Annotated in this window: 11 protein-coding genes; all 11 read right to left on the reverse strand. The window is 61.0% G+C overall.

Going from position 1 to position 12,842, the window contains the following annotated elements; genetic code table 11:
- Window positions 1-33: 33 nt before the first annotated feature.
- On the reverse strand, window positions 34-645 hold the full coding sequence (gene lptE / locus N2A98_RS00465; protein ID WP_275622872.1) for an LPS assembly lipoprotein LptE: 612 nt from the start codon (window positions 643-645) through the stop codon (window positions 34-36).
- A complete protein-coding gene (locus N2A98_RS00470; RefSeq protein WP_003187394.1) occupies window positions 642-1,580 on the reverse strand; it encodes an MlaD family protein in 939 nt (312 codons plus the stop codon). The genes lptE and N2A98_RS00470 overlap by 4 nt, the downstream gene beginning before the upstream one ends.
- 1 nt (window position 1,581) lies before the next feature.
- Window positions 1,582-2,385, reverse strand: coding sequence for an ATP-binding cassette domain-containing protein (locus tag N2A98_RS00475; RefSeq protein WP_069558372.1), 804 nt, complete (start codon window positions 2,383-2,385; stop codon window positions 1,582-1,584).
- Window positions 2,382-3,530, reverse strand: coding sequence for an ABC transporter permease (locus N2A98_RS00480; RefSeq protein ID WP_044270304.1), 1,149 nt, complete (start codon window positions 3,528-3,530; stop codon window positions 2,382-2,384). The genes N2A98_RS00475 and N2A98_RS00480 overlap by 4 nt, the downstream gene beginning before the upstream one ends.
- Window positions 3,531-3,584: 54 nt before the next feature.
- Window positions 3,585-4,616 carry a DUF5924 family protein gene (locus N2A98_RS00485; protein ID WP_003187399.1) on the reverse strand — a complete coding sequence of 344 codons (1,032 nt, stop codon included), beginning with the start codon at window positions 4,614-4,616 and terminating at the stop codon, window positions 3,585-3,587.
- 68 nt (window positions 4,617-4,684) lie between these two features.
- The gene (locus N2A98_RS00490; protein ID WP_275622873.1) at window positions 4,685-6,067 is read right to left on the reverse strand and encodes a pitrilysin family protein; all 1,383 of its coding nucleotides are present in this window, start codon (window positions 6,065-6,067) and stop codon (window positions 4,685-4,687) included.
- 58 nt (window positions 6,068-6,125) lie between these two features.
- Window positions 6,126-7,784 (reverse strand): Na/Pi cotransporter family protein, encoded by a 1,659-nt coding sequence (locus N2A98_RS00495; RefSeq protein ID WP_003187402.1) that lies wholly within the window; start codon window positions 7,782-7,784, stop codon window positions 6,126-6,128.
- A gap of 213 nt (window positions 7,785-7,997) precedes the next feature.
- The gene (locus N2A98_RS00500) at window positions 7,998-8,765 is read right to left on the reverse strand and encodes a TerC family protein (RefSeq protein ID WP_003187403.1); all 768 of its coding nucleotides are present in this window, start codon (window positions 8,763-8,765) and stop codon (window positions 7,998-8,000) included.
- A gap of 67 nt (window positions 8,766-8,832) precedes the next feature.
- Window positions 8,833-10,140: a CitMHS family transporter gene (locus tag N2A98_RS00505; protein WP_003187405.1), complete on the reverse strand. Its 1,308-nt coding sequence runs from the start codon at window positions 10,138-10,140 to the stop codon at window positions 8,833-8,835.
- 386 nt (window positions 10,141-10,526) lie between these two features.
- Window positions 10,527-12,488 (reverse strand): DUF4105 domain-containing protein, encoded by a 1,962-nt coding sequence (locus N2A98_RS00510; RefSeq protein WP_078466249.1) that lies wholly within the window; start codon window positions 12,486-12,488, stop codon window positions 10,527-10,529.
- Window positions 12,485-12,805, reverse strand: a complete 321-nt coding sequence (locus N2A98_RS00515; protein ID WP_078804116.1) for a DUF2388 domain-containing protein — start codon at window positions 12,803-12,805, stop codon at window positions 12,485-12,487. The genes N2A98_RS00510 and N2A98_RS00515 overlap by 4 nt, the downstream gene beginning before the upstream one ends.
- Between the last annotated feature and the right edge of the window lie 37 nt (window positions 12,806-12,842).

Consider the following 12,842-nt stretch of genomic DNA (forward strand, 5'->3'; position numbering starts at 1 on the left):
ACTGTGGGAGCTGGCTTGCCTGCGATGAGGTCCTCAAGGTTTCAGTGCTGTATTGCCCTGACTCACTACCCAATCCACCACCTGCTTATTCAACTGATCCCCGGCCTGGCCAAAAGCAGCCACCACCGCTGGCACCTTGGTGTCACTCACCGGCTGCCTCACATCAAACCGACGGCTGGCGATAATTCTTTGATCACGTCCACGCACCAATCGCGCGTCGAGACGAATCACCACCTCCACCGCCTTGCCCCGATACTCGCTCTGAAACGCCTGCAACTGCCCGCCCAGCTCATAGTCGGCTTGCAGGTTGGTCTCGTCGGTACTCAGTAATGTCACGCGCCCATCGCGCTGAAAGCCATCCAGCAGGCGATTACGCAGCAGCACCGGCGCCGGGTCGCTCCAGCGCGAGTTCGCGTAGTTGCTGATCAAGTTGCCATCTGGCACCACGGCGATGCGCGGGCTGTCTAGAAACTCGCTGGTCTGTGGCTTGGTCACGCGCAGCGACCAACTCACCGGCGTGCCTTGGCTGGCCGGTTGGGCGGACGCCAGCCGGTACACGTCCGAAGGGTCCGGCTTGGGCAGGATCGAGCAGGCGCTGACCAGTGCCAGGGCCATAGGGACGATCATGTGGTAAGCACGCTTCATGGCGTGAACTCCTTGTTCTTATCGCTGCCCAGCAGGTAACCACTGGGGTTGGCTTCCAGGCGGCGAGAGATGGCGCGCAGCGAGCCGAGGGTTTCACGCAACTCGCGCACGGCTGGCGCCAGTTCGTTAAGGCCCTGCATGCCGCTGTTTACCGAGTCCTGGTTATTGGTCAGCAAGGTATTGATGGTGGCGGTGCTTTGCTCCAGGGATTTCATCGCCTGCTCGGCGCTGCCGAAGGCTTGCTTGCCTTGTTCGCTGAGCAAGCCATTGGCGCTTCGCATCAGCACAGTGGTTTGCTCCAGCGCCGCGCCCGCCTGTTTGCTCACCTGCATCAATTGCTGCATCACCACCTTGATGTCGCCGCGTTGCTCGGCAATGGCGCCGGTAGTTTGTTGCAGGTTGTCCAGGGTGTTGCTCAGGCGTTCGACGTTTTCCCGCGAGAACAGGTGGTTGGCGTTGTGCAGCAGCAGGTTGACGCTGGTCATCAGGTCGTTGCTGTTATTGAGCAGGCGCGCGATGGGCGATGGCGATGCGATGATTTCCGGCAGGTTGCCGTCCTTGCCCTTGAGCTCCGGGCTCTGCGGGGTGCCGCCACTGAGCTGGATGATCGAGGTGCCGGTGATGCCGGTCAGGGCCAGTTTGGCCTGGGTGTCTTCCTTGATCGGCGTTTGCCCGGCCAGGCGGATGCGAGCCAGGACGCGGCGCGGGTCTTTGGGGTCCAGGCGCAGGCTGATCACGTCGCCCACCTTGATGCCGCTGTACTGCACCGCACTGCCCTGGGACAGGCCGCTGACCGCCTCGTTGAAGATCACTTCGTAATCCTGGAAGGCGGTATCCACGCTGGACTTGGCCAGCCACAGGCCGAACAGCATCGCGCCGACCACCACAATTACGCTGAACAGTCCGATCATCACATGATGGGCTCGGGTTTCCATGTCATACCTCGTTGAGCGATTGAGCGGCATCCAATGCCGCGCGGCCCCGGGGGCCGTGGAAATATTCGTGAATCCAGGCGTCGTCCGTTTCCGACACGACATCGATGGCGTCGGCCACCAGCACTTTCTTCTGCGCCAGCACCGCCACACGGTCGGTGATGGTGTACAGCGTGTCGAGGTCGTGGGTGACCAAAAACACACTCAAGCCCAACGCATCGCGCAGGGTGAGGATCAGTTGGTCGAATTGCGCCGCGCCAATCGGGTCGAGGCCGGCGGTGGGTTCGTCCAAGAACAGGATGTCCGGGTCCAGGGCCAGTGCGCGGGCCAGGGCCGCGCGCTTGATCATGCCGCCGGATAACGAGGCCGGGTATTTGTCGGCCGCCGACAGCGGCAACCCCGCCAGGGCCAGCTTGACCGCCGCCAAGTGCTCGGCATCGGCGCGGCTGAGGCCGGCGTGCTCGATCAAGGGCAGGGCCACGTTTTCGGTCACCGTCAGCGAGGAAAACAGCGCGCCCTTCTGGAACAGCACGCCAAAGCGGCGCTCTACCAGTGAGCGTTCATGTTCAGGCAGGCTCGGCAGGTTTTTGCCGAACACCCGAACTTCGCCTTCACTGGGGCGACGCAGGCCAACGATGCTGCGCAACAACACGGATTTACCGCTGCCAGAGCCACCCACCACCGCCAGGATCTCGCCTTTGTACAAGTCCAGGTCGAGGTTCTCGTGCACGCTTTGGCTGCCAAAGCGATTGCACAGGCCACGCACTTCAATCACCGCCTCAGTGGGCGCACGGCGTAGACGACTCACCAGCCCATCTCCATGAAAAACATCGCCGCGACCGCATCCAGCACGATCACCACAAAGATCGATTGCACCACGCTCGACGTGGTATGCGCGCCGACTGATTCGGCACTGCCGCTGACTTTGAAACCTTCCAGGCAGCCAATGGCCGCGATCAAAAAGGCAAAGATCGGCGCCTTCACCATGCCCACCAGAAAGTGCTGCACGCCAATGTCCGATTGCAGCAGCGAAAGAAACATCGCCGGCGAAATATCCAGAGCCACGGCACACACCACACCACCGCCGACGATTCCCGAGAGCATCGCCAGGAAGGTCAGCATCGGCAACGCCACCAGCAGCGCCAGCACGCGGGGCAATACCAACAGTTCCATAGGGTCCAGGCCCAGGGTGCGGATGGCGTCGATTTCTTCGTTGGCCTTCATTGAACCGATTTGCGCGGTGAATGCACTGGCGGTGCGCCCGGCGATGAGGATTGCGGTGAGCAACACGCCGAATTCGCGCAGGAAGGAGAAAGCCACCAGGTCGACGGTAAAGATCGTCGCGCCGAAGCTCTTGAGCACGGTGGCGCCGAGGAAGGCCACGACGGCGCCCACCAGAAAGGTCAGCAGCGCGACAATAGGCGCCGCATCCAGGCCTGTCTGTTCGATGTGGGCGACCATGGGCGTCAGGCGCCAGCGCTTGGGCCGCCAAATGCCGCGGGCGAAGGTTTCGAGGATCAGGCCGATAAAGCCCAACAGCTTCATTGCGTCTTGCCAGACCGTGTCTACTGCGCGGCCGATGCGGGCCAAGACTTGAATGCCGGCGGCCTCTTCCGGCTCTTTGAGCGGTACGCAAAAGTCATTCAGGGAGCGGTAGACGGTCTTGAGCAGTGCCCGGTCGGCGGCTGCCAGGGTGCAATCGGTCTGTTCGGCAGAGTGTTCGATACGCGCAGGGCCCAGCAACTCCACCAGCAACGAGGCGCCGGCGGTATCCAGCGCACCGAGGCCGTTGAGGTCAATGCGGGCACCGGCGTCGTATTGGCCGTCGAGCGTGGCCGACAGCTTCTTCAGGTGGGCGTAGTGGGCCAGCGTCCAGTCGCCGGTAATCCGTAGCGAAGGCGGGGTGCTGGACGTATCAAGATGGGCCGCGCCGGCCGTCGTGCGAGTGGTCATAAGCTCCGAGCTTGTTTGGCTATCCACAATTGCTACGTAATAGCACGATCCGGCTTACTTTGGGTTGTCCGCTTGTGCTGTGTCTATCACCTTGAAGCGCAGAACGCCGATGACTTGCCCGTCTTCGGTGAGCACCTGCACCTGCCAGCGCCCCACGGCGTCACCCGGGAAATTCTGCTTATGGGTCCAGGCACGATAGCCTTCCTTGCGCCCACCATGGATGTCCAGGGCAATGCGGTCGACTTCCTGGCCGTTGAATTTCCACACATGGTAGATCCGCTCATCCAGCCCGCGTGGTGCGTTGATGGCGGTGTACGCATACAGCCCACCGCTGCGCAGTTGGGCGGCGGTGACTTGCTTGAGGTCGTCGCCCGGCGTGCGGTCTTGCAGTTGGGTGCTGATGGCGACTTCGGTCATCCACAGGGTCGCGGGCGGTACCCAGCTGCGCAGGAACCAGCCGGCGCAGCCGATGGCGGCCGTTACCCCCAGCAGCATCGCCCAGCCCTTGAGGCTGCGCAGCGGCAGGCTGACGGCCAGGCTTGGAATCGACAAGACCATGGCTACACCCAACGCCAGTTTGTAACTCTGGGCGGTGGTCAGGTGCATGATGATCGGCAGCGCGGTCAGCAGCGCGGCGAACAGGGTCAGGGTGTGCAGGGCCAGGAACAGCGAGCGTTTGGGCGCCAGCCATTTGTAATACAGCGGGTCGATAATCGATACCAGCGCCGCCGCGCCCAGCAGGCCAGTGAACAGGGATTGGCCGCTGTTCCAGGCGGTGGTGACGAAAAAGAAGGGCAGGACGAAAAACAGACTTTCCTGGTGGATCATCTGGGTGGCGTAGCGCAGCAGCGGTTCAGGGATCTCGCGATTGAAGACCTTGGTGAACAACTGCGTAAAACTGTTCTCCAGCATCAGCCACAACCAGCTCACCAGCATGATCACCGCGATCCAACTGGCCATGCCCTGCTGGCGGTCTACCAGAATGAAGCTGCCGACCCCCGAGATAAAACCGCCGAGTGCAATCACCCCTGGGTAGCGCTTGATCAGTTCTATAACGCGCTGGATGAGGGGCGGCAAGTTCGGCATGGGCGGTTCACTGGTTGTGGGAAAAATCTCAGACAGAATAACGCCTTAGCCCGATATTCTGTGCGTCATTACTCAACAGGTTTGCGATAAAGCCTCAAGCCGATCAAACCAAGGATTATCAGGCCCAGCACGCCCGCACCGATCCAGGTCAACGCGTCATAACTCAACAGCGGTTTTTCGATGCGCCAGTAGCCCGGCTGCTGGAACGCTTCGCGCATGGCCTGGTTGGTTTGCGCCAGGCTTACGGCCTTGATGCGTTTGACCGGGTCGCTGAAACGCCCATTGGAGTAGTCGCCGGCCGCACTCCAGTAATAGTCGGCCAGAGCACTGTTGCCCTGCACCGCCCAGGCTTGGCGGGCAATGGCGGCCTGTTGCAGGCGCGTGAATACTGTTGGGTCGAGGCCGTCCTTGAGCAGTTGGGCCTTGAGGTCTTGCAAGACCTGCTCGGCTTCAGGGAGGTTTTCCCGCTCAAGGTCGGCATTCAGGCTGAGGAATCCAACGCCGCCGAGCACTTCGCGTTCTACCCAGGGGCCGTAGGACAAACCGTGCTTGAGGCGCAGTTGCCGGTACAGTGCCCAGTCGAGGTAATCCTTGAGCAGGTTGTAGGTTTCATCATGCTGGTCGTCCAGCACAGGCTCGGGGAACAGCCAGTGCAGCTTGGCGCCATCGCCCACCCAGCCGCGGATCAGGTCGCGATGGCTGGCGGCGGTATGCTGGATTTCGGGGAGGGGGCGATGTTCGCTCGGCTCCACGGGTTCGAGTTGCCCATAGGTGCGTTCCAGGTAGGCAGGCAGCAGTTTGTCGAGATCGCCGACGACGATCAGGGTCATGTTGTTCGGCGCGTACCATTCGTTGCGCAGCTTCTCTAACTGGTCGCGGGTGAGGTGGTTGACCTCGGCGCGTTCGGCGCACTTGAGGCCCAACTCCACGGCCAATTGGTTGCTGGCGCTGTGACCGAGGTCCTGGCGATCCAGCAGGCGTTGCAAGTGTGAGTAATGGCCGCCGTCTTCGCGCTCCACCACTTGCTTGGCGGCATTGATATGGGCGTCGGTCAGTTGCGTGCGCGTGAGGATTGCCAGCAGCAGGTCCAGCACCTTGCGTTGGTTCTGCGCGGGCGCCTCGATCACGAAGGTGGTGTCGGCGTTGCTGGTGTAGGCGTTCCACTCGCCGCCGAGGGCTTGCATACGGTCTTCGAGGTCGCCTTCGCCGCCGCCGTCGATACCGCTGAACAGCAAGTGCTCGAACAAGTGCGGCAGTTCTTTTTCGTCGCAACCGAAGTCGTCCAGGCCCACCCCAACCACCAGGCGAATAGCCACGTGCCCACGCTCGGTGCCCGGTTTGAGCAGCAGTTGCAGGCCGTTGGGCAAGGTGTAGCCCTCGACTTGCAGGCGGTCAAAGGCAAAGGTGTGGGCCGAGCCCAAGAGCAGGCAGGCGAGTAACAGGCGACGCATAACAAGCTTCCTGGCGAATGAGGTCCATTGTTAACTGACTTCGCTCGCGGGCGTACGTTCAGGGCGAATGGGTGATGTCGGCAATACTTTCGGCAGAGAGCGCGCCGGTGTCGGACGTTTCCAACACTACATAAGCACTGCTGCAAAACAACGAGTTCAAGCGTTTCATGTCGGCAATCAGCTCCAGATGCAGGGAACTGGTTTCCAGGCTCTGCACGATCTTGCGCTGCAAGCGGCTGACATGGGCGTGGGCCAGGCGGCGTTCCTGGGCGCGGAAGCGGCGCTTTTCTCGCAGTAATTGGCGGGCGCTTTCCGGGTCGCCGCTGAGAAACACCGACAGGCCCAGGCGCAGGTTGGCGATCAACTGGCTGTGCAGGCCGCTGAGTTCTTCCAGGCCCACTTCGGAAAATTGCCGGCGCTGCGAGGTCTTCTGTTGCTGGACCTTGCGCAGCATGCGTTCGATCAGGTCACCCGCCAATTTCAAGTTGATCGACAGCTCGATGATCTCGGCCCAGCGGCGGTTGTCTTGTTCACTCAGGTCTTCCCGAGGCATTTGCGCCAGGTAGAGTTTGATCGCGCTGTAGAGCGCTTCGACGTCATCGCTCAGGCTGCGCATTTCTTGGGTAACGGCGGTTTGGTTGCCGCGCAGCACTTCCTGCATCGAGGTAAGCATATTGTCGATCAAGTCACCCAGGCGCAGGGTTTCGCGGGCAGCGTTCGCCAGGGCCAGGCTTGGGGTATTCAATGAGGCCAGGTCCAGATGGCGTGGCTTGGCTTTGCCATTGGTTTCGGGGCGTTCCGGCAGCAGCCATTCGCACAGGCGTGCCATGGGCCCGATGGTGGGCAACAGGATCAGGCAACGGCTGACGTTGTAGAGCAGGTGGAAGGTGATGACCATGCCCTGAACGCTGTAGTCCAGGCCGTCCATCCAGCCCACGAGCGGGTCAAGCACCGGAATGATCAGCAACAGACCGATCAATTTGTACAACAGGCTGCCCAGGGCCACTTGGCGACCGGCAGTGTTTTGCATGCTGGTGCTGAGAAAAGCCAGTACGCCGCTGCCGATGTTGGCGCCGATCACCAGGCCGATGGCCACGTGCAAACCGATCACGCCGGCACCGGCCAGGGTGGCCGTGAGCAATACTGCGGCAAGGCTGGAGTAGGAAATCATCGCGAACAGCGCGCCGACCAGGGCGTCCAGCAAGATATCGCCGGTCAGCGAAGCGAAGATGACTTTGACGCCCTGGGCATGGGTAATGGGCCCGGCGGCTTCGACGATCAATTGCAGCGCGAGGATGATCAGGCCCAGGCCGATCCCGACCCGGCCCAACTGCCCTGCCCGCGTCTGTTTGCGCGACAGGAAGAAAATCACCCCGAGGAAGATCAGCAGCGGCGACAGCCAGGACAAATCGAACGTCAGCACCCGCGCCATCAAAGCCGTACCGACGTCGGCGCCAAGCATGGTGGCCAAGGCCGGCGTGAGGCTCATCAGCCCTTGGCCGACGAACGAAGTCACCAGCATCGCGGTGGCGTTACTGCTTTGCACCATGGCCGTCACCAGGATACCGGCGACAAATGCCAGCCAGCGCTTGGACATGTTCTGCCCGATGACTTGGCGCAAGTTGGAACCGTAGACCCGCAGGATGCCGGTTCGGACGATATGCGTGCCCCAGATAAGCAGGGTCACGGCGGAAAGCAGATTGAGCAAGGTCAGCATGCTCGGCCCCCCGTGTGGGTGCGCTCCAAAAGGAGCGAAGGAAAGTTACCGCGTGCCGCTCTACGTCTTGTACCTAAGCTGTAGTTGGCGAATGGGCTCTGCGCCAGCATCGCATAGCTAAACTTGGGATTGAAACAAAACTGTCATGAAATCAATTTTTTTGCGGATGAAAAAAAGGGGCTCGAAAGCCCCCTTCTTCACAGCGGGTCAAATTTACTGACCCGGAATATCCTTGCGCAGTTTCACTGGGTCCTGCTGTTTCTTCTTTTTCGCGATGGCGGTACGCATCTTGATGTTCACCGCTTCCACCGCCAGCGAGAACGCCATGGCGAAGTAGACGTAGCCTTTTGGCACGTGCACGTCGAAGGATTCAGCGATCAGCACGGTACCCACGACCAGCAGGAACGACAGCGCGAGCATTTTCAGCGACGGGTGCTTGTCGATGAATTCGCTGATAGTGCCGGCAGCCAGCATCATCACCAATACCGCAACGACGATGGCGGCAACCATCACCGGCACGTGGGAAACCATGCCGACGGCGGTAATCACCGAGTCCAGGGAGAACACGATGTCGATGATGGCGATCTGGATAATGGTGTAGATGAACTTGCCACCGGCGCCTTTGGGCTCGTCCTGGGTTTCATCTTCACCTTCCAGGGCGTGGTACATCTCCTGGGAGCTTTTCCACAGCAGGAACAGGCCACCGAAGAACAGGATCAGGTCGCGACCGGATATGCCCTGGCCAAACACCACGAACAGGTCGGCGGTCAGTTGCATGACCCAGGTGATCGACAGCAGCAACAGGATGCGCGTGACCATGGCCAACGCCAGGCCGAAGATCCGAGTGCGTGCCTGCATATGCTTGGGCATGCGGCTGACCAGGATCGAAATCATGATGATGTTATCGATGCCCAGGACGATCTCAAGGGCCGTCAGGGTGAAGAAGGCAATCCAGATTTCCGGATTGGTCAGCCATTCCATGTGTATTCCTTTGAGCAAGTGTTAACCGCGCAAGCTGTAGCGCCGCGCGGTGAGTGAGTCGGTACGATTATAGAGTGCTGAACAGCGGAAAAATCCCCATCAGCAATGCGGCGAACATTATGCACAGGCACACCAGCACTGCCCACTTGAGCGTGAAGCGCTGGTGATCGCCGAATTCGATGCCCGCCAGGGCAACCAGCAAGTACGTCGAGGGTACCAGTGGGCTGAGCAAATGCACGGGTTGCCCGACGATCGACGCCCGCGCCATTTCCACAGCGGTGATGCCGTAATGGCTGGCGGCTTCGGCCAGTACCGGCAGTACGCCGTAGTAGAACGCATCGTTGGACATGAAGAAGGTGAACGGCATGCTCACCAGCGCGGTGATCACCGCCAGGTAAGGGCCCATGGCTTCGGGGATGACTGCCAGCAGGCTCTTGGACATGGCGTCGACCATGCCGGTGCCCGACAGGATGCCCGTGAAGATACCGGCGGCGAAGATCAAACCCACCACCGCCAATACGCTACCGGCGTGAGCCGCGACGCGGTCCTTCTGCTGCTGCAGGCACGGGTAGTTGACGATCATGGCGATACTGAACGCCACCATGAACAGCACCGGCAGCGGCAACAGGCCGGCAATCAAGGTGCACATCAACGCCAGGGTCAGGGCGCCGTTGAACCAGATCAGTTTTGGGCGGCGAGCGTCGGGGAATTGCGACACGCTGATTTCGCTGTGGTCGATCTCGTCGCCCTGCAGGTGCAGTTCACCCAGGCGCGCACGTTCGCGCTTGCCGTACATGTAGGCAATCACCAGGATCGCCACGACACCGGCGGCCATGGCCGGGATCATCGGTACGAAGATGTCCGACGGGTCTACATGCAGCGCACTGGCGGCGCGCGCGGTCGGGCCGCCCCAGGGGGTCATGTTCATCACGCCACCGGCGAGAATGATCAGGCCGGCCATGATCCGTGGGCTCATGCCGATGCGCTGGTACAGCGGCAGCATGGCCGCGACGCAGATCATGTAGGTGGTGGCACCGTCACCATCCAGGGATACCACCAAGGCCAGCACGGCGGTGCCGACCGACACCTTGAGCGGGTCGCCCTTGACCATCTTGAGGATCTTGCGCACGGCCGGGTCGAACAGGCCGGAGTCGATCATCAAGGCAAAATAGAGGATGGCGAACATCAGCATCACGCCGGTCGGCGCAAGCTTGGTGATGCCTTCGAGCATCATCGGGCCGATCTTCGGTGCGAAACCGCCGAACAGCGCGAACAGGATCGGCACGATGATCAAGGCGATCAGCGCAGACAGGCGCTTGGTCATGATCAGGAACATGAACGTGATGACCATGGCAAAGCCAAGGAAAGTCAGCATAGGAATACTCCAGGCGTAGCGCGGCTAGGGAATGGCGGACCGAGTGGCGGTCAGCGCAGAACGAAAGGCACGAGGCGTACGGGTGGAGTTGGAGCGAACAGGCGGGTACGAGCGGACATCGGGAATCACCATTGTTGTTGTTAACAGCCGGTCTGTTGCCGGCAGTGGAGGCGATCCTAGACGGGGAAGCTTTCAGCCAGCTTTCGCTGAGAAAACAGCTGATGAAGGGCAGGCACCAATCTTCAGGTTCTTGTTCTTGTAGGAGCGAGCTTGCTCGCGAAAAACGTCAACGATAACGCGCGCGTTCTGAATAAACGCGGCGCCTGTGAGTTTTTCGCGAGCAAGCTCGCTCCTACAAGGGCAAGCCAGTCGTCGCTGCCAGAATATCAGGGTAGTTCCAGGCCGCCGGCGGCTTTGTGCAAGGCTCGCAAATGCTCACCCACCTGTTTGAGGTTGGCCTCACAGGCGGCAATCTCGGCGGCGCGAGACGGATCGAGCAGCGCCCTCACCTCCTTATCCAACTCGCCGGTCAATGACTGCAACTGCTTCTGGCGTTCGGCGCTTTCTGATTCCAGGCGCTTGGCTTCCGAAGGTTGCGGCAGGCCATAACCCCCACTGTCCAGCAACTCGGCTGGGCGGCTGAGGAAGCCGCTGTTGGCGAGAATTTGCTGCAGCGTATTGTTGGCTTTCTCCATGCCGCCGTTTTTCAGTTCGCGGGCATTGAGGTAGCGTTGTTTGACTTCGTCCTGGGCGAGCATCAATTGCTTGCGATAGCTGGCCTGTTCCAGCAGCAACAATGCGGCGCTGGTACGTAGGTCGGCCTGGCTGAACCATTGGCGACGCGCTTGCGCATCCAGGGACAACCAGTCTTCGACCTGGGTCTGCTTGATCGGCAGTTGCTTGCGCAACACGTCGAACATGGCCTGGTAGCGCTCGCGGAACGAATCGAAGTGATACCCCAGGCGCAGGGCTTCGCGCTTGTCGTTCAATACGCTGGTGTCGGCCAGGCCGCGGGCGCTGAGCACTTCCAGCAAGCCGTTGGGGGTAATGTTGTCCAGGCCGGTCAATTGCGGGTTGGCGCTGCCACTGCGCAACAGTTTCAGGCTTTCGACCGCACAGTTGTTGGAGATAAAGAAGTAGTTGCCGTCATAGCTCCAGTGCATCTGAGCCGCATGTTCGACGGTGTCGTTGATTTCCTGGCGGCTGAGCTTCAGCGGCACCGACGCCAAGCCGCGCAGTTCGGTCTTGGTGTATTCATCAATGACTTGGGCCAGCGGCAGGACGAAGAGCCGCGACGGGTATTTGCCCACCAGGCCATCCCAGCTCGACAGCTGAACGTCACCGACGAAGGCGCGGTAAGACAAGACCAGGTGCCGGTCCAGATCCAGCCGACAATCCGGGCCACGTGGGCGGCCCGGGGCGCAAATCACCAGGCGCAACATGCTATGGCCCCAACGGCTTACCAGGTTCTGGTTGGCTTCGGCCAGCAGGTAGTCGATTTCATACACGCGTTCCGGATCGATCTGGCCCAGGGGTGTCTTGGCGAAATCGTTGCCTGCGTTCAGGAAGGGATAGGTGCTGGCGCAGGTGTCTTGTTCGGGTGGAGCCCAGCCGAAGTGATCCTTGTAATAACGGAACAGCGCTGGGCGGCGACAGGCGTAGCTGGGGTCCAGGAGGAAGTACTCCATGTTGACCGCGACGAACTCCAGCGGGCTGGTGGTTTCGTAGATGTCCGGGCTGCGTACCACCTGATGGTTGTGCTGTTCACGCTCGCCGCGCCGACCCACATATTGTGGCCAGCCGGCAAGGTCCAGCAGGCGCGGGTCGTCACTGAGGGTAAAGCGGCGGTCGTTCTGGCCACGGCACTGGTCGGGCAAGCCTATCAAGCCGGTGATGTTGTTCTGACGGCTGCAGCGCTGGATCAGCATGCGCTCGTCCTTGGGCCAAAGGCGCGCACGGTCATAGATGTGGGTCAGTTCATGCAGCACGGTGGCGAGCATTTCCCGGCGCACAGTACCGTGGGGGCGATTGGTTTTCTGGGTGGCGGCGCTGCCGTCAGTCAGGCTGGCGAGCAGGTTCTGGTTGAGGTCCAGTTCGGACACCAGGGATGCCTGGCCGTAGGCGTTTTCAGGCATCTTGTCGGTCCAGCCGACATCGATACGTCGATCCAGCTGCTCGACAAAGCGCGGCGGCAATGAACGTAGCGCTTCATCGAGCAATGCCTGGCTGGCCTGCTCTTCGGCCGGGCTCAAGCCTTCGGTCTTGAGCCGCAGTTGCAGGCCGGCCTGGGCCGTACTTGCGCACAGCAGCACGGCCCCGGCCAGGAGCCAGGTTTTGAGGCGCCTCACAGAGCGAGGATAGCTTCTGCGAGGGTCTGGTCGCTGGCATCACGGGCTTCTGGCACGCGGGTGCGAAGGGTATCGAACGCGGCTTCCAGCTGGGCGCCACGGATCTCGCCATTGGTGGCGACGAAACTGGCGGCGTCATCGTGGGCTTCGCGCACGATTTTGGAGTCGCGGATGGAGGTGGTGGTGTCCGAGGTGAAATCAATGGTGCGTGCCGAAGCCCGCACGACGATGTTGCTGGTGGCCTTCAAGGTTTGCGCCTGGGTGACGTCGGCCAAAAACAGCAGGCCGAGGGCGGCGACGATCAGCGGGCTACGCATGGGGTGACTCCAATGACAAAGATAGAAATACAACGAT

This window comes from Pseudomonas sp. FJ2-5-13, from assembly GCF_029201605.1.
In the GTDB taxonomy this organism is placed as follows: Bacteria; Pseudomonadota; Gammaproteobacteria; order Pseudomonadales; family Pseudomonadaceae; genus Aquipseudomonas; species Aquipseudomonas lactis.

What these genes read in the sequence shown, in the direction of transcription:
- N2A98_RS00495 (WP_003187402.1), bottom strand. Translation starts at nt 7,784, where the DNA reads ATGCTGACCTTGCTCAATCTGCTTTCCGCCGTGACCCTGCTTATCTGG.
- N2A98_RS00500 (WP_003187403.1), bottom strand. Translation starts at nt 8,765, where the DNA reads ATGGAATGGCTGACCAATCCGGAAATCTGGATTGCCTTCTTCACCCTG.
- N2A98_RS00490 (WP_275622873.1), bottom strand. Translation starts at nt 6,067, where the DNA reads ATGCGTCGCCTGTTACTCGCCTGCCTGCTCTTGGGCTCGGCCCACACC.
- N2A98_RS00470 (WP_003187394.1), bottom strand. Translation starts at nt 1,580, where the DNA reads ATGGAAACCCGAGCCCATCATGTGATGATCGGACTGTTCAGCGTAATT.
- N2A98_RS00480 (WP_044270304.1), bottom strand. Translation starts at nt 3,530, where the DNA reads ATGACCACTCGCACGACGGCCGGCGCGGCCCATCTTGATACGTCCAGC.
- N2A98_RS00505 (WP_003187405.1), bottom strand. Translation starts at nt 10,140, where the DNA reads ATGCTGACTTTCCTTGGCTTTGCCATGGTCATCACGTTCATGTTCCTG.
- N2A98_RS00515 (WP_078804116.1), bottom strand. Translation starts at nt 12,805, where the DNA reads ATGCGTAGCCCGCTGATCGTCGCCGCCCTCGGCCTGCTGTTTTTGGCC.
- N2A98_RS00485 (WP_003187399.1), bottom strand. Translation starts at nt 4,616, where the DNA reads ATGCCGAACTTGCCGCCCCTCATCCAGCGCGTTATAGAACTGATCAAG.
- lptE (WP_275622872.1), bottom strand. Translation starts at nt 645, where the DNA reads ATGAAGCGTGCTTACCACATGATCGTCCCTATGGCCCTGGCACTGGTC.